This window comes from Pontibacter actiniarum, from assembly GCF_003585765.1.
Classification (GTDB): Bacteria; Bacteroidota; Bacteroidia; order Cytophagales; family Hymenobacteraceae; genus Pontibacter; species Pontibacter actiniarum.
Window position 1 is genome coordinate 3,299,674 of sequence record NZ_CP021235.1, and the last position, 25,750, is coordinate 3,325,423.

The 25,750-nt window shown below is 54.3% G+C and carries 20 protein-coding genes; 12 read left to right on the forward strand and 8 right to left on the reverse strand.

All coding sequences use genetic code 11. The features are described from left to right. Positions 1–41: 41 nt before the first annotated feature. On the reverse strand, positions 42–3,194 hold the full coding sequence (locus tag CA264_RS14125; protein WP_025608042.1) for a T9SS-dependent M36 family metallopeptidase: 3,153 nt from the start codon (positions 3,192–3,194) through the stop codon (positions 42–44). A 264-nt stretch (positions 3,195–3,458) separates the two neighbouring features. Beyond that, positions 3,459–3,587, reverse strand: coding sequence for a hypothetical protein (locus CA264_RS22395; RefSeq protein ID WP_257791725.1), 129 nt, complete (start codon positions 3,585–3,587; stop codon positions 3,459–3,461). A 101-nt stretch (positions 3,588–3,688) separates the two neighbouring features. Between CA264_RS22395 and CA264_RS14130 the strand changes: the two genes are divergently transcribed. After that, complete coding sequence (locus tag CA264_RS14130; protein ID WP_025608043.1) at positions 3,689–5,611, forward strand: DNA polymerase III subunit gamma/tau; 1,923 nt, start codon at positions 3,689–3,691, stop codon at positions 5,609–5,611. Positions 5,612–5,854: 243 nt separating this feature from the next. After that, positions 5,855–8,815, forward strand: a complete 2,961-nt coding sequence (locus CA264_RS14135) for a M16 family metallopeptidase (RefSeq protein WP_036776228.1) — start codon at positions 5,855–5,857, stop codon at positions 8,813–8,815. 225 nt (positions 8,816–9,040) lie between these two features. On the opposite strand, the gene CA264_RS14140 is transcribed toward CA264_RS14135, so the two are convergent. Beyond that, complete coding sequence (locus tag CA264_RS14140; RefSeq protein WP_025608045.1) at positions 9,041–9,952, reverse strand: NmrA family NAD(P)-binding protein; 912 nt, start codon at positions 9,950–9,952, stop codon at positions 9,041–9,043. 227 nt (positions 9,953–10,179) lie between these two features. On the opposite strand from CA264_RS14140, the gene CA264_RS22450 reads away from it, so the two are divergent. Then, positions 10,180–10,518: a transposase gene (locus tag CA264_RS22450; RefSeq protein ID WP_335682335.1), complete on the forward strand. Its 339-nt coding sequence runs from the start codon at positions 10,180–10,182 to the stop codon at positions 10,516–10,518. Beyond that, a complete protein-coding gene (locus tag CA264_RS22455; protein ID WP_335682979.1) occupies positions 10,404–10,727 on the forward strand; it encodes a transposase in 324 nt (107 codons plus the stop codon). The genes CA264_RS22450 and CA264_RS22455 overlap by 115 nt, the downstream gene beginning before the upstream one ends. Before the next feature lie 235 nt (positions 10,728–10,962). On the opposite strand, the gene CA264_RS14150 is transcribed toward CA264_RS22455, so the two are convergent. Continuing rightward, positions 10,963–13,191 carry an NADP-dependent isocitrate dehydrogenase gene (locus tag CA264_RS14150; protein WP_025608046.1) on the reverse strand — a complete coding sequence of 743 codons (2,229 nt, stop codon included), beginning with the start codon at positions 13,189–13,191 and terminating at the stop codon, positions 10,963–10,965. A gap of 263 nt (positions 13,192–13,454) precedes the next feature. On the opposite strand from CA264_RS14150, the gene CA264_RS14155 reads away from it, so the two are divergent. Beyond that, positions 13,455–14,813 (forward strand): GDSL-type esterase/lipase family protein, encoded by a 1,359-nt coding sequence (locus CA264_RS14155; protein ID WP_025608048.1) that lies wholly within the window; start codon positions 13,455–13,457, stop codon positions 14,811–14,813. A 1-nt stretch (position 14,814) separates the two neighbouring features. Here CA264_RS14155 and CA264_RS14160 read toward each other — a convergent pair whose 3' ends face one another. Both CA264_RS14160 and CA264_RS14165 read right to left on the reverse strand, forming a co-directional pair. Beyond that, complete coding sequence (locus CA264_RS14160) at positions 14,815–15,441, reverse strand: phosphoribosyltransferase (protein WP_025608049.1); 627 nt, start codon at positions 15,439–15,441, stop codon at positions 14,815–14,817. A 161-nt stretch (positions 15,442–15,602) separates the two neighbouring features. Continuing rightward, positions 15,603–16,289, reverse strand: a complete 687-nt coding sequence (locus CA264_RS14165) for a dienelactone hydrolase family protein (RefSeq protein WP_025608050.1) — start codon at positions 16,287–16,289, stop codon at positions 15,603–15,605. Positions 16,290–16,421: 132 nt separating this feature from the next. Here CA264_RS14165 and CA264_RS14170 point away from each other — a divergent pair, with 132 nt between their 5' ends. The 5 genes from CA264_RS14170 to CA264_RS14190 all read left to right on the forward strand — a co-directional run bounded on the left by CA264_RS14170 (position 16,422) and on the right by CA264_RS14190 (position 22,269). Continuing rightward, a complete protein-coding gene (locus CA264_RS14170) occupies positions 16,422–17,093 on the forward strand; it encodes a hypothetical protein (protein ID WP_025608051.1) in 672 nt (223 codons plus the stop codon). Between the two features lie 133 nt (positions 17,094–17,226). Then, entirely contained in the window at positions 17,227–17,910 is a 684-nt protein-coding gene (gene nfi / locus CA264_RS14175; protein ID WP_025608052.1) for a deoxyribonuclease V, read from the forward strand. A gap of 84 nt (positions 17,911–17,994) precedes the next feature. Further along, on the forward strand, positions 17,995–18,375 hold the full coding sequence (locus CA264_RS14180; RefSeq protein WP_025608053.1) for a GxxExxY protein: 381 nt from the start codon (positions 17,995–17,997) through the stop codon (positions 18,373–18,375). A gap of 201 nt (positions 18,376–18,576) precedes the next feature. Beyond that, on the forward strand, positions 18,577–21,195 hold the full coding sequence (clpB, locus tag CA264_RS14185; protein WP_025608054.1) for an ATP-dependent chaperone ClpB: 2,619 nt from the start codon (positions 18,577–18,579) through the stop codon (positions 21,193–21,195). A 207-nt stretch (positions 21,196–21,402) separates the two neighbouring features. Next, positions 21,403–22,269 (forward strand): alpha/beta hydrolase, encoded by an 867-nt coding sequence (locus tag CA264_RS14190; RefSeq protein ID WP_025608055.1) that lies wholly within the window; start codon positions 21,403–21,405, stop codon positions 22,267–22,269. Between the two features lie 33 nt (positions 22,270–22,302). Here the strand turns inward: CA264_RS14190 and CA264_RS14195 are convergent, their stop codons facing one another. Further along, positions 22,303–22,665: a SpoIIAA family protein gene (locus tag CA264_RS14195; RefSeq protein ID WP_025608056.1), complete on the reverse strand. Its 363-nt coding sequence runs from the start codon at positions 22,663–22,665 to the stop codon at positions 22,303–22,305. A 243-nt stretch (positions 22,666–22,908) separates the two neighbouring features. Between CA264_RS14195 and CA264_RS14200 the strand changes: the two genes are divergently transcribed. Next, a complete protein-coding gene (locus tag CA264_RS14200) occupies positions 22,909–23,316 on the forward strand; it encodes a hypothetical protein (RefSeq protein WP_025608057.1) in 408 nt (135 codons plus the stop codon). A 153-nt stretch (positions 23,317–23,469) separates the two neighbouring features. Here CA264_RS14200 and CA264_RS14205 read toward each other — a convergent pair whose 3' ends face one another. Continuing rightward, complete coding sequence (locus CA264_RS14205) at positions 23,470–24,669, reverse strand: lactonase family protein (RefSeq protein WP_211332054.1); 1,200 nt, start codon at positions 24,667–24,669, stop codon at positions 23,470–23,472. A 464-nt stretch (positions 24,670–25,133) separates the two neighbouring features. Between CA264_RS14205 and CA264_RS14210 the strand changes: the two genes are divergently transcribed. Then, positions 25,134–25,727 (forward strand): HupE/UreJ family protein, encoded by a 594-nt coding sequence (locus CA264_RS14210; RefSeq protein ID WP_025608059.1) that lies wholly within the window; start codon positions 25,134–25,136, stop codon positions 25,725–25,727. The last annotated feature ends 23 nt before the right edge of the window (positions 25,728–25,750 follow it).

A 25,750-nucleotide genomic window follows, 5' to 3' on the forward strand; every position in this document is an offset into this window, starting at 1 on the left:
TACTTGCTGTGGCCGGGCTTTTTAAAGGTTAGGGAGGCGGCTTACTTCATCAGCAACATGGTGCCTGAGCGGGTCGTGCCACCATTCATGATTCTGTAAACATACACGCCGCTTTTCCTGCCTGCTGCCTTAAAGCTGTGGTTGTAAGTCACCCCGCTTTCGACGTTTCCTTCGAACAGGGTTTCTACCACACGGCCGGTAAGATCATACACGCGCAGCACTGTGTAACCCGACTCTTTTGCCTTAAAGCTGATGGTGGTACTCTCGGAGAACGGGTTCGGATAGCTCACGGCAATATCGCTGGCATCGTCTAAACCAGTGGCAGCAACCGCAGTAGCCGGTACGCTGATACTCATGCTGCAGTCACCCAACCTGGCCCCTGCGCTGGCCAGCAAGGCTGGCACCGCGTTAGGGTCCACGCAGTTGCTCGCTCCCTGCACACACACCAGTACCTTATCACGCTTCTTTTTATCGCCGCAGCGCACATCCACCACATTTATAACGATGGTTGCCTGCTTGGTGCACTGCTCCTCGTTAACTGCTTCCACAGTAAAGGTGTACGTACCTGCCTGTGTAGGCGTAAACACCGGGTTGGCAATGTACTTATCGCTCAGCCCGCTTTCCCCGTTGCCACTCCAGGAGTAGCTGTTTGTTGCGTCTCCGCTTGCCTGCAGGGTCACTTGCTGCGGGCCGTAGCCCAGGTACAGGTTCGTAGCGACACCGCCTGTGTAAACGTCAGACATAGGCACAGCCGTAACCGTCAGCGGGGTAGCGCAAGCATAAGAAGCTGGCAAGTCGAAAGCTTCTACCTGGTCGGTTCTGCTGGTGTTTAACCCCTGGCTGGCACTAAAGCCCAGGCCACGCTTGGCAAACACGCTCCAGATCAGCTCCTGGTTCGCACCGCCGTTGTTTATCCTGTCGGCCAGCAGTATGGCATCGCGGCCGTTTACAAAGCCCGGTCTGCACTCCTGCAGCTTCAGCCCGTCGATTACCAGCTGCATGGCTATGTTGTTGCCTCCGCTGCCGTTGTAGATATCCTCGTCGTAGCCATACTTTTCGATCAGCGCCCAGCTCATGTCCCACAGCATGGTAGCCCACACAAAGCCTATCCCGTGCGGCTGGCTGATAGCCGTGTTGTTGGTTGCGCCGTACGTAAAGCCGTTCACCGTAAAGTCAGGGGAGTACGGCGCAGGGCGGATTCCCTGCCCTGTGGTTGGCTCCAGGCTGGCGTAGGTGCCTATCCCCCTGCTCTTCTCCGCTGTGTCGCCCGGTTTTATGGTCATCATCAAGCCAAACCAGTCGCTCCAGCCCTCGCCCATCTGCTCGGCGTTGTTAAGGCAGTTAACCAGCAGGCGCCCGCCTGTCAGGCGGTTAGAGATGCCGTGGCCGTACTCGTGCACAATAATGCCGTTGTCCAGGTCACCGTCCACTTCCGGGCCGGAGCCATCATCCTTCAGCACGATGCTTACCTCCTGGCCGCCGTCCAGCTGCGCCCTTATACTGGCACCGGTTACGTCGCTCACCATCACGGCAGGTATGTTGATAGGCACAGTAGGAGTACCTCCCATTGCTATCGGTGCGCCGGAAGTGTTGTTGATAACCAGCATCGCAACCGCTCCTGCGGCCTGTGCCAGCTCGGCCTTGACGGCAAAGCCACAGGAGCCCCGGTAGATAACAGCGATGTTGCCTGCTACCTCGGCAGCGTTTACCAAAGCGGCACAGCCCTCAGCCGGGTTGGCAGAGCCATCGTTTACCAGCACCAGCTTACCGGTGAGCGGGGTGGAGTTCAGCGGCTTGCTAAAAACCGCCTGCACCGCAGGGTAGCTACCGGCTATACTTGCCGGCGAGGCCACTCTAAACATATCCTGGTCCGGGAGGCCGCTCCACAGGTACATCTGCATTCTGGGGCGCTGCCCCTCAGGTGTGGTGGCGAAGTTGGCGTTGTTCCGGGTAGCCGGGATGTTGCGGCTATCCTGCGCCTCCGCCATCACGTGGTCGCCTGCCGTACCGCCCTTGCCGAAGTTGTCGGCCTGAAAGTTTCCGCTTTCTTCATCGAAGCCGTACTGGTACCACACGTCATGCACCAGGTTGTTCCAGTAAAACAGGTTGGTAATAGCCGCGTCGCGGTAGGTAACGGGTGCTTTGGTAAAATCCACCGGAAAATCGAACACCAGCTCTGAGCCGCCGTCCGGGCTGTAGCCGTACACCTCCTGCGCAGCGCCCACGTAGCCGGTGTTGTCCGGGTCCTCGTAGGCAAACACGTTGTTGCCCCGGGTGGTATTGTAGGTGTTTGCCCCAACTTTGTGCCAGCCGTACGGAGAGGCGACGGGGTCAGCGGCGGTGTTGCTTACCTGCACCCTGTTACCGTGGTTAGGGCTTTCGGCAGGCATCGGGTAGACGTTATAGTAGTTAGCAGCCAGTGGTGCGGCGGCTACCACTGCCTCAGGGGCAAACGGAATGGCCGCTTGCGGGCTGTGGCTCTCGTGCAGCGCCCTGCCCTCCGGGCCGTTGTTCTCAAAGTTACAGTGGGCCACCAGGTTGTCCTTGTCCAGCACCTTTCCGGAGTCGGCGTCCAGCCGCAGGAGCCAGTAGTCCTGTGCGTCCAGCGTGTAAATGGCTACTTCCCAGGCGAGCTTCAGGCTGCCGTCCTCCATAGGCTGGTAGATCAGCTTGGCCGTGATGGGCTCCAGCGAGATGCCGCCCTTCGAGAAGGTAACCGCCTTGTTGGGCCCGGAGCTCTTCTCCTGTACTTTAAGCGGCTCTTTCAGGGAGGTGTTCAGGTACCTGGCAGCGGCCATAACGGCTCTCTCCGCATCCAGCTGCGCCTGGCTTGCCTTTACTTTCTTGCCCACTTCTTTGTGGAAGCGGTTGCCCATGGTAATCACCCGGCCGTCCTTTCCCATACTGATGTTGCTGACGGCCCCGTGGATTTCGATGCCCTTGTACAGCTGCTTGACGTAGAGGTGCTTCACGCCGCTCTTCTTGCTCTGCGTTTCGCTGCTCAGCTCCAGGTCCGCAATGTCTTCCTCGGTTACCTCCAGTTTCTGCTTGTTTTTTTTGATGTGATCAAGCGCAGCCTGTGGCACTTGTTTTTTCTCGGATTTGCTGTTTCCCTGGCCATAAGAAACAATGCTCCCGAACAGCATGGCCACTACAAGAGCCAGCCGCGTGTACGCGCGTAGATTTTTGCCCATAATTTTGACAGGATATAGTTTAACTAGGATTAATTCAACTGTGTACGTCCTGTATTAAAGTATAGTTATAGCCAAAAACACGATTTCACCTATTGCTTTATTTCTATTTTACACCTACCTTACATACAGCTACAGAACATCTATATATACGGATACAAACAAGCTTCACACAGCTGTTACACACCATAAACACGCAACACGGCTTGTACTTCGCTGTGTAAACCCCAATGTTATCACAACTTTCCGGCACCACTATAGTCCAATTTAACAAACCAGCACAAGCAGCGCCTGTTGCGCCTGCCCTACCGTGCTTCCCCACTCCTTTGCCTGCTCATAACCGCCCTGCTCCAAAAAGCTTCCTTTTACAGGACCCGGAACCAAACCAAACGCCATACACCTACTGTTATACTTACAGTGATTGGTGGATAAGTATCTGGATAAGTACTGGATAAAAGCACTCCCATCTCAGCTTCGGATTGATTATCTTTGTAGTAATGGAAAATTTTGTAGTATCAGCGCGTAAATACCGTCCGACCACGTTCGACAGCGTGGTGGGGCAGCATCATATAACCAATACCCTTAAGAACGCCATCAGCAGCCACCATTTGGCGCAGGCCTTTCTTTTCTGCGGGCCACGCGGGGTGGGCAAAACCACCTGTGCCCGTATCCTGGCCAAGACCATCAACTGCCAGAACATCACCCCGGAGATAGAAGCCTGCAACGAGTGCGAATCCTGCCGCAGCTTTAACAGCAACAGCTCGTTTAACATCCATGAGCTCGATGCCGCCTCCAACAACTCGGTGGAGGATATCCGGAACCTGGTGGAGCAGGTGCGTTACGCGCCGCAAACGGGCAAGTACAAGATCTATATCATAGATGAGGTGCACATGCTCTCGAACCAGGCCTTCAACGCTTTTCTGAAGACGCTGGAGGAGCCGCCTTCCTATGCCATTTTCATCCTGGCCACCACAGAGCGCCACAAGATCATCCCGACCATACTTTCGCGCTGCCAGATCTTCGACTTTAACCGGATCAGGATCGAGGACATGGTGCGCCACCTGGGCAGCATCGCCCAAAAAGAAAGTATACAGGCCGAGCCAGACGCCCTGCACCTGATCTCACAGAAAGCCGACGGAGCCCTGCGCGACGCCCTGTCGATTTTCGACCAGATGGTGACCTTCTCGGGCAGCAACGTTACTTACAAGTCTACGGTGGAGAACCTCCACATCCTGGACTATGATTACTACTTCCGCCTGACCGACCACCTGCTAACACAGCAGCTGTCGGGCTCGCTGCTGCTGTTCGACGAGATTCTGAAGAACGGGTTCGACGCCCACAACTTCCTGATCGGCATTGGCGAGCACTTCCGTAGCCTGCTGGTATGCAAAGACCCGCAAACGGTGCAGCTGCTGGAGGTGTCGGATAACATCAAGGCCAAGTATGCCGAGCAGTCGCAGAAAGCCAGCGTATCGTTCCTGCTTTCCGGGCTGAACCTGGTTAGCACCTGCGACACCAATTACAAGAGCAGCAAAAACCAGCGGTTGCACGTGGAACTGTGCCTGATGAAGATGGCGCACCTGAATGCAGCCCTGAGTTTTGCCCAGGAGGGAGAAGGGTCAAAAAAAGCTAAGGTAGCGGCTCCGGCGCCAGCCGCTACCGGTTCAGCAGGTGCCACTACACCAGCAGCAGCCATGCAAGCACCGCATGCCCCTGCCGCTGTTCCATCGCAGGACATGCAGCAGCCTAGCCCCGGCACAGTACCGTCGGAGCGGCTGCAGCAGCCCCATGAGCAGAACCGCCTGCCGTCGGAGGGCCTGCAACAGCCTCCGAAGCAGCAGGAAGTAACGCCCGATGCGCACATCTCGCCACCGAAGGCAGTGGCGCCCCCTATGCCTGCCGCTGCCCCGGATAAACCGCGGGCAGGCCTGCAGCTGCCGCCCCCAAAGAAGCTAGGCAAGCTGCCGAGCCTGAAGGACCTCCAGAGCCCACAGGCCGCTGTGGCCGAGGTAGCCGTAGCCGAAGAGGAGGAAGACACGAACTATGGCGCCGTTGTGCCGGTAGACGAGGCAAGGCTAAAGAATGTGTGGCATGCCATCCTGCGCCGCAAGAAAGCCGAGAACATGATGGAGTTTACGCTCCTCAACCGCCAGTACCACATCGGCCCCGAAAACGAGGTTATACTTCACCTGGAGAACCACGTAATGATGGACCAGTTCACGGCGCTTCGCCCGGACATCCTGCGGGAGCTGAAGCAGCAGCTGGGCAACAGAAGTATAAAGCTGACCGCCGAGGTGGTGGAGCCGCAGGACGAGGGCCGCAAGCTCTACACGTCAGCAGACAAGTTTAACTACCTTGCCGAAAAGTACCCCGTGCTCGTAGACCTGAAGCAGCGTTTCGGCCTCGATGCTGATTTTTAAGACACAAGGCAGCATACGTACAAAGCAGCCGCCCCTTTTCTTTAGGAGAAGGGGCGGCTGCTTTATGGGCAGGAGCAGCTTTTACCTGCAGCGCAGGAGTTATACCGGGCAACGGCTGCAGAAACTAATTGCAGGCCCGCACCGGCAGCCGCTACGCCAGTTCAGGCAGCTAACTAACCGGTGCTCAAAGTTTCATTAAATTAAAATTTACACTATATTTATAAGTAAACTACAATCAAAACTATGGCTATAAAAAGAGGTTCCTCTTTGTTATTGCTTGCGCTGGGCCTCACATTCACGCAGTGCAAGAACGAGACATACCAACAGCAGTCTGCCACCGACGCGACGGCGGCTGCCTCCACGGCTCCTGCCGAGAAAGAGTACACCTACGAAACAGTGCCCGGTGACCCGCTAAACGCCCGCATCTATACCCTGGACAACGGCCTGAAGGTATACTTGTCGGACTACGAGGAGGCCCCGCGCATCCAGACTTTTATTGCCGTGCGTGCCGGAAGCAAAAACGACCCTGCCGATGCCACCGGCCTGGCCCACTACCTGGAGCACATGGTGTTTAAAGGCACTACCCAGCTGGGCACGGCCGACTGGCAGAAAGAGCAGGAGGAACTGGCCAAGATCGAGGCGCTGTACGAGAAGTACAGAAACACCTCGGATGAGGCTGCCCGCAAGCAGATTTACCACCAGATCGACTCTGTTTCCGGCGTAGCCGCGACCTATGCCATCGCCAACGAGTACGATAAACTACTGACGGCTATCGGCGCGAAAGGCACGAACGCCTATACCTGGGTAGACCAGACGGTGTACACCAACGACATCCCGAGCAACCAGCTGGAGCGCTGGCTGGAGCTGGAGGCAGACCGCTTCCAGGAGATGGTGCCGCGCCTGTTCCACACGGAGCTGGAGGCAGTGTACGAGGAGAAAAACCGCACGCTGGACAGCGACGGGCGCAAAGTAGCCGAGGTGATCAACACCGAGCTTTTCCCGACGCACCAGTACGGCACGCAGACAACCATCGGTACCGTTGAGCACCTGAAGAACCCGTCTGTTACAGCCATCAAAAACTACTTCGACAAGTATTATGTGCCCAACAACATGGCCATTGCTATGTCCGGAGACATTGACTTTGACCAGACCATCCGCCTGATTGACAAGTACTGGGGGGGCATTGAGGAGCGCCAGGTGCCGAGCTTTACCGTGGCACAGGAGCAGCCGATCCAGCAGCCGATTGTGCGCGAAGTGCTGGGCCCTGACGCCGAAAGCGTATCGCTTGCTTACCGCACGCCGGGCATTAACGAGCGCGAGGCGCTGGTGGTGCAGATGATCAGCAACCTGCTCTACAACGGACAGGCGGGCCTGATAGACCTGAACCTGAACCAGCAGCAGAAGGTGCTGCAATCGTATGCGTACGACACCCCCATGAAAGACTACGGCACCTTCCGGATGACGGGCATGCCACGCCAGGGCCAGTCGCTGGACCAGGTGCGCGACCTCTTGCTGCAGCAGCTTGATATGATCAAGAAAGGGGCCTTTGATGAGTCGCTGATGCAGGCGGTGGTGAACAACGACAAGATCAACACCATGAAAGCCTACGAAGACAACAGCGACCGTGCAGATGCCTTCGTGACAGCCTTTATCTATGACATGCCGTGGCAGAAGTTTGTGAACCGCCGCGACGAGTTTGCCCGCATCACAAAGCAGGAGGTAATGGATGTGGCCAAAAAGTACTTCAACAACAACTATGTGCTGGTGTACAAGCGCAACGGCAAAGACCCGAACGCGCAGAAGGTAGAAAAGCCCGCCATTACGCCGGTAGCCGTTAACCGCGATGCGCAGTCGGACTACTACAAAGAGTTTATGGCGAAGGATGTGCAGCCGCTACAGCCTGTGTTTGTCGACTACACCAAAGACCTGGTGGAGACAAAGTTGAAGCAGGATATTCCGCTGCTGTACACCCAGAACAAGGACAATGGCCTGTTCCAGCTCTACTACATCCTGGACATGGGCACCAATAACGACCAGAAACTGGGGATGGCCGTGAACTACCTCAAGTACCTGGGCACCGATAAGTACACGGCAGAAGAGCTTCAGAAGGAGTTCTACAAGCTGGGCACCTCGTTTGACGTGTTCTCTTCCGGCGACCAGGTGTACGTGAGCCTGACAGGTCTTGACGAAAACTTTGAGCAGGGCCTGAACCTGTTTGAGAGTGTGCTGGCAAACGCCAAACCAAACCAGCAGGCCCTGAACGACATGGTGGCGGGCATGCTGAAGGCGCGTGCCGACGCCAAGAAAAACAAGGGCGTCATTCTGCAGCAGGCCATGGTTAACTATGCCAAGTACGGCAAAAAGAACCCGTTCAACACGCTGCTAAGCGAGAAGGAGCTGAAGGCCGTGAAACCGCAGGAGCTGGTAAGCATCATCAAGAGCATTCCTACCTATGAGCACCGCGTGCTGTACTATGGTCCACGTGAAACCGACAACCTGATTGCCGCGCTGAACGAGGGACACACCGTACCAGCCACCCTGAAGCCGGTACCTGCTGAGAAGGTGTATGCCGAGATCGACTTCAAAGAGCCAACCGTTTACTGGGCGGATTACGATATGGTACAGGCCGAGATGCTGTTCCTGAGCAAGTCTGTGCCTTATAACAAGGATATTGTGCCTGTGGTAAGGCTGTACAACGAGTACATGGGCGGCATCGTGTTCCAGGACCTGCGCGAGTCTAAAGCACTGGCTTACTCTACCTACTCTTATTACAGCCCCGCCACGAAGAAAGGCCGCGCCAATTACCTGATCTCGTACATCGGGGCACAGTCTGATAAGCTGGAGGAGGCCATGGCCGGCATGCAAACCCTGCTGACGGACATGCCGCTCGCTGATGCCAACTTCCAGAACGCACGCGCCTCCTTGCGCAACAGCATCTCTACGGAGCGCATCACCAAAGCAGGCATCCTGTTCGACTACGAGCGCGCAAAAAAGCTTGGCCTGAACTACGATATCCGCCAGGATGTGTACCAAAGCGCCAACAGCATGACCTTTGACCAACTGCAGGAGTTCCAGCAGAAATATGTAAAGGCCCAGCCACAGGCTATACTTGTGATCGGCTCAAAAGACAAGCTGAACTTCAAGGCTCTGGAGAAGTACGGAAAGGTAAAGCAGCTGAAGCTGGAAGAGCTTTTTGGATACTAAGGTTAGACTTTAGATGCTAGTACTTAGATGCTAGACTTAAAAACGAAGGGGGCAGCCAAGTATGGCTGCCCCCTTTTGCTTTATGCTAGTGCGGGCTTGTAGCTCGTACTGCCCAGTTATTCATAAGAGAAGGCACGAGCTGCAAGCTCGCGCCAGCTAATGTAAGAGCAGCTGGTTGCATAAGAAATACAAGCATACAGTGTATAACCTGTAATGTCTTTCCAGTTATCGCTTTTCAAGTACTTCGGTTACACTGGTCCATTTAATCTCCGGGTAGCGATCATTATCCAAGGGCTTCAGCTTTGGTAAGCCGCTGAACATATCGCGCATGTACTGCATGCCTTGCCAAGCGGGAAACACCTCTTTACTTTTAGGAGTAAGGGCTTTCGTGATGTTGCTGATAGTCGTAAGCATACCTACTCCACCAACCCGAAGCAGCTTAAACTCTTCTCCGGTTACTTGGCTGGCAGCTTCTTTTAACCCTTCGGCACTGCGTACGTCGCCTGCAATGCGAAGGTACCGTGGCGTGGCCGGATCAAGGGCCGCAGCCGCAGTATAATCAGCTGTATTCTGAATAGTAGTAAAATCCATGAGTTGGTTTGGATCGCCGTAGTACATCACCCTCTTTATTGGGAAAAGCACAACCGGCGCTTGCCCCGTCAGCAAGTCTGTGAACATGCCATTCAGGATAGAAGTAACCGCAATAGGGGCTTTATCAAGACGTTCTGTAAACTCCTTCCGCAAGTCAAGGTTGCGGTTGTTGCCGTAAGGGAGCTTTGTAAAATCTATCGAAAAATCAGAAGGTATAAATCGTGGCACTCCAGCAGTTACGGCTGCATCCAATAGCAGCTTCTGTATGCCCACCATTACATAGTGCAGCCCCGATAATGCAGAAACAACACAGCTAGCACCCTCACAAGCCTTTGCCAACTCAGCTGCATTATGAAAATCAACCTCATAAATACTGGCACCCGCCCGCTTTAGTGCCTTTACTTTCTCCTTGTTACTGCTAGGTCGCACCAGTACCCTCACATTTGCCCCACGCTCCAGAAGCGCCTGGGCGATACGGCCACCTAGGTCACCGGTGGCTCCCGCTAGTACTATTGTTGCCTGCTGTGCTGTATTTTCAATTTCCATACTTGCCTCTCTGTTCCTTTGCTGTAACAGCGTTGTGCGGGAAAGGTTGTTGGTAGAAGGGCTGCAACCTGCCATGCCGCGCAACTTGTGGCTACGTATGATGCCAGTTTGTAACTGGCGAAAGAATAAATGTGGATTAGTGCCAGTTACAAACGGGCCTCATACCAACTACCTTTACCGCTGCGCTCAAACTGGCGGTATGTTCGTGTGTATTCGTATAGATTATCATGAGCCGAAACTACAAGATCAACGACCAGAGCCAACTGCACTTCATTTCATTTGCCACTGTAAATTGGATAGATGTCTTTACCAGACCTGCCTATAAGGCCATTGTAGTTGATAGCCTGAACTACTGTGTTCGGAACAAAGGCTTAGAAGTGTACGCCTGGTGCCTTATGTCCAATCACGTTCATCTTATTATTGGTTCACAACAGAAAACCAGTCAGGTATTATCCGCGACCTTAAAAAGCACACCTCTAAAACTATACTCAAAGCTATTGCCGATAACCCGCAGGAAAGTCGTAAGGAATGGATGCTCTGGATGTTTGAGCGTGCCGGAAGGCTAAACAGCAACAATCAGACTTTTCAGTTTTGGCAGCAGCACAACCAGCCTATCGAGCTAAATTCAAATTCTCTAATAGAGCAGAAGCTAGATTACATCCATCAAAATCCTGTGGAAGCTGGTTTCGTGTGGGAGCCGCAGAATTATCCCTATAGCAGTGCAATAGACTATGCAGGTGAGAAGGGCATGGTTGATATCATACTTCTAAGCTAACCATACCGCCAGTTTGAGCGCAGCGGTAACTGGTGGTATAATATAGTGCCAGTTTGTAACTGGCAAAGATTCAGTTTTAGTTATGCACCAGTTACAAACTGGCATCATACATAGCCACAAGTTACGCTCCGCTAAACTTGCGGCATACGGAGTGTCAAGGACAAGCAAAAGTATAAAGAGGAAAGGCTGCCCGATCTCTCAGGCAGCCTTTCCTTTTTATACTTTATACTTCAGATTAGAAGCTGGCTAAAGCGTTGTTCAGCGTCTCGCTTGGGCGCATGGCTTTGCTTGTCTTTTCTTCATCTGGGTGGAAGTAACCACCGATGTCAACAGGCTTGCCTTGTGCTGCGATTTGCTCGTCAACGATTTTCTGCTCGTTCTCGCCTAGTTCTTTTGCTAGTTTAGAGAAACGCTCCTTCAGCTCCTGATCATCGTTTTGCTCGGCTAGCGCCTGAGCCCAGTACAGCGCCAGGTAGAAATGGCTACCACGGTTGTCGATGCCGCCTACTTTACGAGAAGGCGATTTGTCTTTCTCCAGGAACTCAGCGTTTGCTTTGTTCAAGGCCTCAGCCAGTACCTTTGCTTTATCGTTGTTGGTTTTGTAAGCCAGGTCTTCCAGCGATACTGCCAGTGCCAGGAATTCGCCAAGAGAATCCCAACGCAGGTAGTTCTCTTCAATAAACTGCTCTACGTGCTTTGGTGCAGATCCACCGGCACCTGTTTCGAACAGGCCACCGCCATCCAGCAACGGAACGATAGACAGCATTTTAGCACTTGTGCCTAACTCGATGATCGGGAACAGGTCCGTCAGGTAGTCGCGCAGCACGTTACCAGTTACTGAGATAGTGTCTTTACCAGCTTTAGCACGCTCGCACGTATAGCGCATAGCCTCAACCGGAGACATGATCTTAATCTCCAAGCCGTTTGTGTCGTGGTCCTGCAGGTACTTCTCTACTTTCTTGATCAGGTTGGCATCGTGCGCGCGCTGCGGGTCAAGCCAGAAGATTGCAGGCGTATTCGTAATGCGGGCTCTTGTTACCGCCAGCTTCACCCAGTCCTGAATCGCTACGTCTTTCGTCTGGCAAGCTCTGAAAATATCGCCCTGTTCTACTTTCTGCTCCATCAGCGCGTTTCCGTCAGCATCTACCATGCGTACAGTACCAGCGGCAGTCATCTCGAAAGTTTTGTCATGTGAGCCATACTCTTCTGCTTTCTGCGCCATCAGACCGATGTTCGGCACTGTACCCATCGTTGTTGGGTCGAAGGCTCCGTTCTCTTTGTTGAACTTGATCACCTCTTGGTAAATACCGGCATAAGAACGATCAGGTATGATAGCCACTGTGTCGTGTAGTTTACCATCCGGGCCCCACATTTTGCCTGAAGAACGGATTGCTGCAGGCATAGATGCGTCGATGATCACATCGCTTGGTACGTGCAGGTTAGTGATGCCTTTATCAGAGTTTACCATCGCCAGTTCAGGACGCTTCGCATACTCCGCTTTGATGTCAGCTTCTATTTCAGCACGCTTATCTTCTGGCAGGCTCTTGATTTTGTTGTACACATCGCCTAGACCGTTGTTCGCGTCAACGCCGATTTCTTTAAATGTAGCGCCGTGCTTCTCAAACACGTCTTTAAAGAAAACTTTAACCGCGTGGCCAAACATGATAGGGTCAGACACCTTCATCATAGTAGCCTTCAGGTGCAGCGATAAAAGTATACCTTGCTCCTTCGCCTCGGCAATTGCTTTTTCAAAGAAGGCGTTCAGTTCCTTTACATGCATCACAGAAGAATCCATTACCTCTCCTGCTTTCAGCGCCACTTTCTCTTTCAGTACTTTTGTTTCGCCGTTAGCGCCAACAAACTCAATGCGTACATCTGTCGCTTTATCTACCACAACAGACTGCTCGCTGCCGTAGAAGTCGCCGCTCTCCATGTGAGCCACGTGCGTTTTAGAGTCTGATGACCACTCGCCCATAGAGTGCGGGTGGCTCTTGGCATACTGCTTCACGGCATCAGCCACACGGCGGTCAGAGTTACCTTCGCGCAACACAGGGTTTACAGCACTACCTAAAATCTTAGCATAACGTGCCTTCGTCTCTTTCTCTTCGTCGTTTTTAGGCTCAGATGGATAGTTAGGAATGTTGTATCCTTGCTCCTGCAGCTCTTTGATAGCAGCAGTAAGCTGAGGTATAGAAGCACTAATATTTGGAAGCTTGATGATGTTCGCCTCTGGAGTTTTAGCCAAATCGCCCAGGTAAGCCAGGTCGTCGCTCTGCTTCTGCTCTTCTGAAAGCTTCTCTGGGAAAGTAGCGAGTATACGGCCTGCCAGTGAAATATCTCTTGTTTCTACCTCGATGCCGGCAGCCTTTGTGAAAGTCTGAACGATAGGTAAGAAAGAACGCGTTGCCAGGGCTGGCGCCTCATCCGTGATGGTATAAATAATTCTTGTTGATTTTTCAGTCATTTTATTCTTTCAGTTATAGGTTATACTACCTCCAACCAGGGAAGTGAACTCAAGTTATTAGCAAATATAAGAGTCTTTTTTGAGAAAGGTTAGTGCGGCATCGGGCTTTCGCGCCGTACGCCGGGCGCAGGTGCCTGCCCAAAATTACCCCGCATGTTCCCTTTACCAGGTAATGCACTGGCTCAAAATATAACAGCAGATGAAACAGTACCGTAGTATCAACGTCGAGCTAAGCTTGAGTATACGATAATAACGCATCCTACATGGCACCACTTTTCTCTTTCATACACTTTTACCTGTTTCGGTACCTGCTCGTCTTCTTTTTTGCCTCTATCGCTATCCCCTCCACAGCACAGTATAAGATCATGTGCCTGGGCAACTCCATTACGCAGGGTAACCTGGAGAACCCGGGATACCGGTACAGGCTGTGGCAAAAGCTGCTCGATAAAGGGAACAGCATAGAGCTGGTTGGCTCCCACGATGTGAACGAAGGAGGCACACCAGCTGTGAAAGGCACCGTGTACAGGGGCCAGACCTATACCAACCGCAACGAAGGCCACTGGGGCTGGACCGCCGATGAAGTACTTAACGGCCGAGACGGAAAAGGCAACCTCACGCAGTGGCTGCAGTCGTACAACCCTGACATTGCACTTGTGCACCTGGGCACCAACGATATGTTTAAGCAGTGTAGTGGCGGCGTATCTCCTGACAAAGCATGTTACCAGGAGACCATAAACGAGCTTAAAACGGTTATACAGCAGATACAGGAAAAGAACCCGAACGTCATCGTACTGGTTGCACAGCTAATTCCTGCTTATGATCAGAAAGTAGGGCCCGAAACAGCCTCCAACATTAGTGAACTGAACAAAAGGATTCCGGCGCTGGCAGAAGAGCTAAGCACTGTGACCTCTCGTGTTGTAGTGGTAGACCAGAACACGGGGTTTGACGCCACCACCGGGGTAGACACCTGGGACGGCGTACACCCTAACGCAAGCGGTGAAGAGAAGATGGCGCAAATCTGGTTTGGCGCCATACAGGAAGCCATTACACCACTCCCTGTCGAGCTCTCCTCCTTCAGTGCACAACTGGCCTCCGAAGGGCACGTGCAGCTGCACTGGCAAACGGCCACCGAAAAAAACAACGCTTACTTTGAGGTGCAGCGCTCTACAGACGGGAGAGCGTTCGCAGCCATAGGCCGCGTAGCAGGCGCAGGCACAACAGTTTCCGTTACAAACTACACGTTTACCGACTCGGCCGCCACCGAAGGAGGCACCTACTACAGGCTAAAGCAAGTGGATACGGACGGCACCAGCAGCACCTCCAAAGTAGTGCAGGTACAGGTGCCGGAAAGGGCGCAGGCCTTACAGGTTTACCCAACCAGCAGCAACGGAGGGCACAGCGTTTCGCTCCACCTGCAGCACAGCGACCCCACAACGGATGCCGACCTGCACGTTTTTACCTCGGATGGGAAGCTGGTGCACCTGCAGGAGGATATCAGGAGCGTCAACGGCGTTATCCGCGCGTTGATCCCCATCCACCGGTTAGCGGGGGCCGGCCTGTACCTGGTGCGCATTGCCACGGAAAGCCAGACGTTCCAGAGCGAGTTTATTGTGGAGCGCTAGCCTAGGCGGCATCCTGCTCCTGCAGTAGCTTTATCACCAGGTCGTCGCTCACCTGCCCGAACTCCTCATAAAACTGCCCTACCGCCTGGAAAGACGACGGCACCAGCAGGCACACAAAGTCGTCGGCCAGCTGGCTAAAGTGTGCTGCGGCGGCAGGCGGGGCAACAGGCACGGCAACCACAATTTTCCGCGGCTGCTCCTTCCCGACCAGCTTTATCGTGGCCTCCAGCGTTTTGCCGGTGGCAATGCCGTCGTCCACGATGAGCACCACGCGGCCTTTGAGCGGAATGTGCTGGCGGTTCCCCATAAACAGGTCGTACTTCTGCTTCAGGCTCTGCCGGATACGCCCCACCTCGGCGTCGATGTACTCCTGCGGCACCTCTGCCCGCTCGTCCACCGCCACACTATCCAGGCTTACGGCGCCAATGGCAAACTCGGCGTTCATGGGGTGGCCGATCTTTTTGGCTAAGGTAACCTCCAGCGGCATCCCCAGCTTCCTGGCGATATCCGCCCCGATGGGTACGCCCCCGCGCGGAATAGCCAGCACCACCCCCTGCTCCCCCCTGTATTTCTCCAGTCGCTGCGCCAGGAGTTCTGCGGCCTCTTTTCTGTTTCTGATCTGCTCCATATTCGTTCAGTTTTTGAGTAACTCAATTTTGAATAGTTGAATAAGGGGAAACCACACGCTAAAGGGCTCCTTCGCTGCGCTTAAAGTATGAAGAGCAAAGGCCTGCGAGTTTTTGTTCTTTACCGATGCAGTCATTCACCTTTTCAGAATCCGAAGTTCGCTCACGGCCTGTTCTGGTGCAGCGGCTGCTGCTTGTCGGGCTTCAGGTATTTGCGGAACCAGTCGGTGGCAAGCTGCGCCGCCATCTCCAGGGCGCCGGGCTCCTCGAACAGGTGCGTGGCGTCGGGCACAAGCTCCAGGTCTTTAATGCAGCGCATCTGGTTCTGCGCCTGCATGTTCATCTCCAGCACAGACTCGTCTTTCCCGCCCACGATCAGCAGTGTGGGCACCATCAGGTCGGGCAATACGGTATCAGCCAAGTCAGGGCGGCCACCGCGGCTCACGACGGCTTTGATGATGTCAGGTCCCTCGCCGGCGGCGGCACCTATGGCAGAGGCGGCACCGGTGCTGGCCCCGAAAAAGCCGATGTTCAAGTCCTGCGTGCGCGGGTCTTTCTGCACCCAATAAGTAGTGTCGATGAGGCGCTGGGTCAGCTTTGGTATATCGAAGCGGTTTCGGGTGTCCTGGTCCTCCTCCTCCGTCAGCAGATCGAAGAGCAGCGTGGCAAAGCCCGACCGCTGCAGGTGCTCGGCCACAAAGCGGTTGCGGGGGCTAAGGCGGCTGCTGCCACTGCCGTGCGAGAAAATAATCAACCCGAAGGCTCCCTCCGGAATAGCCAAATCACCCACCAGGGAAACGCCCTGCACATCAATGCGGACGCTGTCGTTGAAAGTATTATAGTTTGTCATAACTTGTTTTTGTTGTTGCAGGCAAACCCTCTGGTTACCTACTAAGAACTACGACCGGGCATAGCCAAAGTTCAGAAAGTATAACTCTCCGGTGCCGGCGCACCGTACTTCCAAGAAAGGCGACACATACTTATGCGACACTTACTCACACTCCTTGGCCTGGCCTGTATACTTTGCAGCTGCGGCAACGGCGGGCAAAACAACGGCACTACGGCAGATGGACACGCAGCATCGCTGGAGGCAGTGCAGGAAGAGCCCGTCAGGCAGCAAAACACCGCAGCGCCCGATACGGCGGCTTTCCAGCAGGCTTTCGACCAGTTCTTTAACGCGCTGCAGTCCGGCGACACGGCGGCCCTAAATGCTTTTATAGACCCGGAACAGGGCCTGTGGCTGATTGAGCAGCCGGGCGCCTTGCCGTCTTACACCCACTTTAGTAAGGTGCAGGAGGTAAAGCGGCAGTACCAGCAGCGGCCTTTTACAAGTATAAACCAGCAGCTAAAGCAGTGCCAGCTGCAGCAGCGCGAGGCATTCCCGGAGTTTGACTGCGCCGACATGGACCAGGGCGCTTCGGGCTACGCCGAAGATGGATGCTTTTACACCACCAATACCTCCGGCTTCCAAAACTCGGACATGTGGCAGTACGCCAACCTTACCGAGCAGCAGGCGCAGCAAGTGCAGGAAATGCAGCAGCAGGTAGAGGCAACGGTACTGCACACCGGCACCTCCTACCGCTTCCACTTCGGCTACCGCAACGGCCGCTGGCGGCTCCTCTTCGCTGACCTCCGCGTGCCCTGCAGCGCGTGATTGGAATTCTGAATAACTGAATGACTGAGTTTTGAATGAGTGGTTGAGTGGATAAGATCTCAACTTATGAGCAAGTATGGCGTTCCTCCGTACACCATTCATGATTTTTAATGCATCATTCATAATTAAACAGATGGCTTACTACAGAAGATTCGATGCTCCCCCACCCGACCCAAAGGTGCTGCAGGCGCTGACAGAGCAGCAGCGGCAGATGCAGGAGCGTATCATCCTCCAGAAACCCGACTTTGAGCTGAAGCTGATTGCCGGCTGCGATTCCTCCTTTATAGGCGAAGACACGATACTCTCTGCCTTTATACTGCTGACCTACCCTGAGCTGGAGGTGGTGGAGAAGGTGTGGCACCATGGCCCGGTGGAGCTTCCGTACATTCCCGGCTTCCTGTCCTTCCGCGAGGCCCCGAACCTGCTCAAAGCTTACGAAAAGCTGCAGCAGCAGCCAGACCTGATCATGGTAGACGGCCACGGCATTTCGCACCCGCGCCGCCTGGGCATTGCCACGCACCTGGGCCTGCAACTGAACAAACCGACCATGGGTGTGGCCAAGAAAGTATTGGTGGGCAAGTACAAAGAGCCGGGCACAGCCAAGGGGGCAGTCGCGCCGCTGGAGCACAAAGGCGAGGTGGTCGCCAACGTGCTTCGGACAAAGGACAACATTAAGCCTGTGTTCGTGTCGCCGGGGCACTTAATGGACCTGCAATCAGCCACAGAAATCGCCTTAAACTGCGCCACCAAGTATAAACTGCCCGAGCCAACCCGACTGGCAGACCATTATGCGGCAGTGTTCAAGAAGGATGTCTGAATCAGGATTTGCAGGATGAGGAAGGATAAGCAGGATTTAATGAGATGAAGTAATTTGGAGGATTCGATAAGTTATTAACACATAATGGAGTTAGACGAGGTAACTTATAGGGTTATAGGATGTGCCATGAAAGTGCATAACTCGCTTGGCAGTGGGTTTCAGGAAGTGATTTACCAACGCTGTCTTGCTATTGAACTGCAGCAGGCTGGACTGAGTTTTGAACGGGAAAAGGAGCAGTTGATACATTATAATGGTGTAGAGGTAGGGAGCAGAAGGGCTGACTTTATCGTCGAAAACAAAATTGTGGTAGAATTAAAAGCGATAGTCAATCTGGAAAACATTCACTTAGCACAAGCTAAAAACTACACCGTCGCCTATAACTTTCCTGTTGGCCTGCTCATAAATTTCGGTGCCCTCAGTCTTCAGTACAAGAAAGTGTTCAATAATCAGTTTAAATCATCCTGATGACTTCCTTTTCATCCAAACTAATCCTGCCTATCCTTCCCCATCCCGCGAATCCTGATTCAGACATTTTGGCTGGTTTCCTTTAAAACACCACGCATAAACATGACATAATTACAGCAAAACCACCTGAAAGTACCATTGGTGTATCCTTTGCTATACAGCTCGTAGAACTAGAACAAAGGAAAACAGACAAAGGGAATTATGAACTTTAATAACTATACCATCAAAGCCCAGGAGGCCATCCAGAAGGCCACTGAGATAGCAGGCGGCAACCAGCAGCAGGCTATCGAGACCGGGCACATTTTAAAAGCTATTCTGGAGACCGACGAGAACGTAACCAATTTCCTGCTCCAGAAGCTGAACATCAACGGTAACATCCTGCACAGCAAGCTGGATGAGGTTGTAGCGGCTTACCCCAAAGTGAGCGGCGGCAGCCCCTACCTGGCGAACGATGCAGCGGCGGCTTTACAGAAGGCCACAGCTTACCTGAAAGAGTTTGGCGACGAGTACGTAGCCATTGAGCACATGCTGCTGGGCCTGCTGGCTGGCCGCGATAAAGTGGCGGGCCTGATGAAGGATGTGGGCTTTAACGAGAAAGACCTCAAAAAAGCCATTAAAGAGCTGCGCGGAGGTGCCAAGGTAACCGACCAGAATGCAGAAGCCAAGTATAACTCGCTGAAGCGCTACGCTAAAAACCTGAACGAGCTGGCCCGCGCCGGTAAAATCGACCCGGTGATTGGCCGCGATGAGGAGATCCGCCGCGTGCTGCAGATCCTGAGCCGCCGCACCAAGAACAACCCGGTGTTGCTGGGTGAGCCCGGTGTGGGTAAAACCGCCATCGTGGAGGGCCTGGCCCAGCGGATGGTGTCTGGCGACGTGCCGGAAAACCTGAAGAACAAGACGCTGATGAGCCTCGACATGGGCCTGCTGGTAGCCGGTGCCAAGTATAAAGGAGAGTTTGAGGAGCGCCTGAAGGCTGTGATCAAAGAGGTGACAGATGCCGAGGGTGAGATCATCCTCTTCATCGACGAGATCCATACTTTGATCGGAGCCGGAGCCGGCGGTGAGAGCGCCATGGACGCTGCCAACCTGCTGAAGCCAGCACTGGCGCGCGGTGAGCTGCATGCCATCGGTGCGACGACGCTCAAAGAGTACCAGAAGTACATCGAGAAGGATAAAGCGCTGGAGCGTCGTTTCCAGGCGGTGATGGTGGACGAGCCGAGCGTGCCGGATGCCATTTCGATCCTGCGCGGTATCAAAGACAAGTACGAGCTGCACCACGGCGTGCGCATCAAGGACGATGCCATCATTGCCTCTGTGGAGCTGTCGAACCGCTACATCTCTGACCGCTTTTTGCCAGACAAGGCCATTGACCTGATGGATGAGGCGGCAGCCAAACTGCGCATCGAGATCGACTCGCTGCCAGTGGAGCTGGACGAATTGCAGCGCCGCATCATGCAGCTGGAGATTGAGCGGGAGGCTATCCGCCGTGAGAACGACAAGGATAAAGAGTCGGTTCTTTCGAAGGAGATTGCCGACCTGAGCGGCAAGCGCGATGACCTAAAGGCCAAATGGCAGAACGAAAAACAGATCATCGAGGGCATCCAGAAAGAGAAAGAGAACATCGAGAACTATAAGCTGGAGGCCGAGCAGGCAGAGCGCAGCGGCGACTATGGCCGTGTGGCGGAGCTGCGCTACGGCAAAATCCAGGAGGCCGAGGCCAAGCTGAAGCAGCTGCAGGAGCAGGTGCGCGAGATGCAGGGCGAGAACCCGATGCTGAAAGAGGAGGTAAACGCGGAGGATATTGCCGAGGTGGTGGCCAAATGGACAGGCATCCCGGTTAGCAAAATGCTGCAAAGCGACCGCGAAAAGCTGTTGCACCTGGAGCAGGAGCTGGGCAAGCGCGTAGCGGGCCAGGAGGAGGCGATCGAGGCCATTTCCGATGCCGTGCGCCGCAGCCGTGCCGGTATGCAGGACCCGAAACGCCCAATCGGCTCGTTCATCTTCCTGGGTACCACGGGTGTGGGTAAAACCGAGCTGGCCAAGGCGCTGGCCGATTACCTGTTCAACGACGACAACGCCATGGTGCGCATCGACATGAGTGAGTACCAGGAGCGCCACGCGGTAAGTAGGCTGATCGGAGCGCCTCCGGGATACGTGGGCTACGATGAAGGTGGCCAGCTGACGGAGGCAATCCGGCGCAAGCCGTACTCTGTGGTGCTGCTCGATGAGATTGAGAAAGCGCACCCGGACGTGTTCAACATCCTGCTGCAGGTGCTCGACGACGGCCGTTTGACCGATAGCAAAGGCCGCGTGGTGAACTTCAAGAACACCATCATCATCATGACCTCGAACATCGGTTCGCACATCATCCAATCTAATTTTGAGAAGATGACGCCACTGAACCACGACGAGGTGATTGAGCAGACGAAAGAGGAAGTGTTTGATCTGCTGAAGAAGTCGGTGAGGCCGGAGTTCCTGAACCGTATCGACGAGCTGGTGATGTTCCGTCCGCTGAGCCGCGGCGATATCCGCAAGATCGTCAACATTCAGTTCCGCCACATCCAGCAGCGCCTGGAAGAAGCCGGCATACAACTGGTGGCCACCGACGAGGTGCTGGACTACCTGGGCGAGCAGGGCTTCGACCCGCAGTTTGGTGCCCGTCCGCTGAAGCGCGTTATTCAGCGCCAGGTGCTCAACGAGCTGTCTAAGGAGATATTGTCCGGCAAGATCAACAAAGATTCTGTGGTCGAGGCGGTACTAGACGGCGGCAAGATTCGTTTTAATAACATCGACGTCGAAATTCCGACAGAGCGATAAAAGTAGATTAAGTTTAGAGTTTAGTTGAGCAAAAGCCCCACCGTTTGGTGTGGCTTTTTGTTTTTAGGTGCCCGCTGCCGTGAGCTTTCAGCCAGTGGTTTTGTGTGAGGCGAGTAGCCTACGCACGGCATTGCAAAGTAACGCCGGCTAAAAGCTTGAAACAGGTAACAGAATTCTATACTTTGCAGCAGCAACAACTCCAACACGATGCAAAAAATACGCTACACCCTTCTACTCCTCCTCACTTTAACTGTACTTACGGCACAGGCGAAAGTCGATACACTGGCGATCCAGAGCCCTTCGATGCAGAAAACGCTGAAAGCAGGCGTGGTGACCCCTAAAAGCTACGGCAAGAAGAAGAACGGCCCTTACCCGGTGCTGTACCTGCTGCACGGGTACAGCGGCAACTTCAGCAACTGGCTAAAAGTAACCAAGCCGCAAGACCTGCTGCAAACAATGGCAGATAAGTATGACCTGATTATTGTAACGCCGGAGGGCAGCTACAGCAGCTGGTATTTTGACAGCCCCGTTGACAAGGCGAGCCAGTACGAAACCTACATTACCAAAGAGCTGGTGCAGGAGGTGGACGCCACCTATAAAACCATCCCGGCAAAAGGAGGGCGCTTTATCTCCGGCCTGAGCATGGGCGGGCACGGGGCGCTTTACCTGGCCGCCCGCCACCCCGAGCTGTACCTGGCCGCCGGTAGCATGAGCGGCTCGGTAAACATTGCCGGTATAGAGCGCCAGAACCTGAAGCCCAGCCTGGAGGCGGTACTCGGCCCCAAGGAAGACAACACAGAGCGCTTCCGCCAAAACTCTGTCGTGCACATGGTGCCACAGCTAAAGGCCAGCGGCGTGCAGTTTATTATTGATTGCGGCGTGGATGACTTTCTGATCGAGGACAACCGCGAGCTGCACCGGCGCATGGTGTATGAGCAAGTCCCGCATGACTACATCGAACGCCCCGGCGCTCACTCCTGGGCCTACTGGAGTAATGCACTGGAGTACCACCTGCTGTTCTTCCAGAAAGCGCAGGCCGCCGCGGCTACGGCTCTTTCAAGCCAGGCCCAGTAAAGCACCACCTGGTGCAGGAGGGGAATAGAAAGCCTACTCCCCCTCCTGCACCCACCGCATGGCCTGCTCCCGTTCGTGCAGGTCATAGTACTGCACGCCCTTCTTTTTGAACGGGCTGATGAGCTTAGCCGCCCACTCCTGCCATACCTTCTCGCCAACCATGGCCACGCGGCCGTACTCCCGCCCGTGCACCACGTCGAACAAGCCGTTTTCCAGCGCTGCGCCAGGCTTTACCCAGCTTAGGCTCACCATTTCATAGTATAAGCGCGCGCTTCCGTACCGCTTCATCCTGTCACGGATCAGTTCGCGGTAAAGGTCAAAATCCTCGTTGGTCAGTTCGCCGCTCACCCGAACGGCCAGCATGTCTCCCTCTGTTTCTTTCAGTACTTCCAGCATAATATCCTTTGTTGTTTTGCGGCGCTGCCAGCCTCTGCCCCGGAGGAGTTTCCAGAGCCGGCGCACCGCGTTTTAAAATAAAACCCAGCAACTCCCGATAGCAACAGCTATACTTACGTAAGTTTAGTACGCACTTATGCAAAACCACAGCCTGCACCGGGGCTCTCTGGCGAGGAACCCGAAAGGCTGTTAAAACGCTTATACTACCATACAGCAGCTGCTGTTTATCATACACACCCCTTCATGAAGCTTTTTCTACCGTTTGCCGCCCTTTTTATACTTTGCACTTTCGCTGGCTTTACCTTTCCCGGGCAGCAACAGAGCTACTCCATTGTCGGGAGCTGGCAGCTGGTGGACATGCAGATTGGCAGCGATGCACAGGCAAAGGCCGACAGTGACATCGACAGCACCCTGCGCCAAAGTACGATGCGGTTTGTGTTTGAGGAGTCGGGGCAGTTTACCATGGAGCTGGGCCCGGATGGCCGGGGCCTGCACGGGGGCTACTACTACAACCCGGAAAGCCAGATCCTCAGCATCCGGTACGGCACCCACATAGACACCGCGCTGGTTTCGTGGGACGGTGCCGACAGGATGATACACGCCACCAAAGACGGCCAGACAAGAACCACCCTGCAGCGCGTTCTAAAATAAACCTCCACCAGAGTACGCAAAGGCCACCAAACTCCTCCTGCACAGAGAAGCCGCCAGGAAATTAAAGCCTCAGACATACATTTGTAAAAACGGCAAAGGCCAGCTGCAATAGCTGGCCTTTGCCGTTTTTATTTCTGCTGTGCTTCACTTTAGTTACCGAAACACCAGGTTCACCGGCTTTTGCACCTGCGCTTCGTGGCCGGTGGCCGTTAGCTTACCGGTGGCCGTGTCTATTTTAAAGGAGGTGATGTTATCGGAGCGCTGGTTTGCCACCAACAATACCCGGCCGGAGGGGTCGATTGAGAAATCACGGGGCCAGTCGCCACCGGTACTCACATGCTGCACCAGCGTCAGTTTTCCCGCTGCTTCGTCGATGGCATACACCACCATGCTGTTGTGCCCGCGGTTGGAGCCGTACAGGAACTTTCCGTCCGGGGATACTTTGACAGCGGCCGGGTAGCTTTCGCCCTCAAAGTCCGGAGGAAGCGTACCCAGCGTTTGCAGCTCAGTAAAGGTGCCATGCGCAGCATTGTACGCCAGTGCGGTTACGGTCGAGTTCAGCTCGTGAATTAAGTAAGCGTACTTGCCGTTCGGGTGGAACGCCAGGTGGCGCGGTCCGGAACCGGGTGCCGCGGCATAGGCTACGGCAGGCGCATGCGGCACCAGTCGGCCCTCCTGCAGCTTATACGCAAACACTTTATCCGCCCCTAAGTCCACGGCAAAGCTGTACTTCCCGTCCGGGCTCGGTGCAATAAAGTGGGCATGTGGCGCATCCTGCCGCTTGGCGTTAGGGCCGGTACCCTGGTGCTGCACAGTGTTCCCCTCCCCTAGCTGTCCGTTCTCCTGCACCGGGTAGGCCGTTACATTACCGCCCACGTAGTTGGCGACCAGCACCGTGTTCCCCTGCAGGGACACATAGCACGGTGCGCCTCCCTTCGAAGCGGCTTTGCTTAGCAGGTGTAGGCTGTCGCCTTGCTCTCCCACTGCAAAGGCGCTCACGGCTCCGCTCTTCTCCCCCTCATACTCCGTGGTTTCGTTTACCGCGTACAAGTGCCGCTTGTCGGGGCTGAGCGCCAGGTACGACGGGTTCTCGCCGCCTTTCATGCCGCGCACACGCGTCAGTTCGCCCGTCTCCGGGTTAAGGCTGTACAGAAAGATACTCTCGGCATCGGGTTCGGCGTAAGTGCCAACATAGACCATAGCTGTTTTCATCGTTTCAGGTTCAGTTACCGCTGCTGCTGCCTGCTGGTCATTGGCTGCTGTACAACCGCTAAAGGCCAGGGCAAGGGCAGTCAGGCCCAGCGCTGCTCTGTGTACAAGGTTTCTTTGGATTTGGTTAAAGGGTTTCTGCATGTGAGGTTGTTTCATGGTGTAGCCTGCTTCGGTTGTTTGCAAAAAACGCTCCGGCACCTAAAGCAAGGCAGATGAGATGATACTGTGCTAAAGGTATAAAAATACTTCTAAGGCAACACAGCCGCCCCTGCCTGCCGCAAGTGGCCTGTAGCCGTTTACCTGTGTATAAAGCAAGAGCGCTTTTTGTTGTTGCCAGCGAAAGCGAGAGGCTCAAGGTTCTGAAACCGTGAACTTAAAGTACAAAAAAACTACGACACCAGCCCCCGTAAGAGGCAGAGGCTGCTACCTCACCAGCGGCAAGCAATAATCATAAACCAGCTAATAGAGCAAAATCCCCTGTTCGTCGATTTAAACGCAGGCAATGCGCAGGTGCAGCCATACTAACGCACTTGTGCGTTGCATGTTTAAGCACTCCTGCGTAATTTGCCACTTACCTTTATCTTAAATCTAAACTAACCGTTACGGTGTCATCTGTTTTTTCTACCTACATCGAGCTGGGGTTTCACCACATCTTCGACTTCAAGGCGTACGACCACATGCTTTTCCTGCTGGCCCTGAGCGCAATTTACACCCTGCAGGACTGGCGCAAGGTGATTGCCCTGGTCACCAGCTTCACCATCGGGCACAGCATTACCCTGGCGTTGGCGACCTTCAAGATCATCCAGTTCGACACGGCACTTATCGAGTTCCTGATACCGGTAACCATCCTTCTCACCTGCGTTACCAATTTCTTTAAGCTGAAGGGCGCCGCCGCCAAACAGCCTACCATCTTTTCGCTGCACAACCTGATGGCGGTCTTTTTCGGGCTGATCCACGGGATGGGTTTCTCAAACTTCCTGCGGCAGATGCTCGGGCGCAACGGCAACATCTGGCAGCAGCTGCTGGCCTTTAACATCGGCATTGAGCTGGGCCAGCTCCTGATCGTAGGCATCATTCTTGTACTAGGCTTCCTGGCTATGCACCTTTTCAGGGCAAAAAAACGCGACTGGATCATGGTTTTGTCCAGTGCGGCAGCTGGCATCTCCTTGATTTTGATGATGGAAACCAGTATATTTTAGCGTTTATACACGCACTGTAGCAA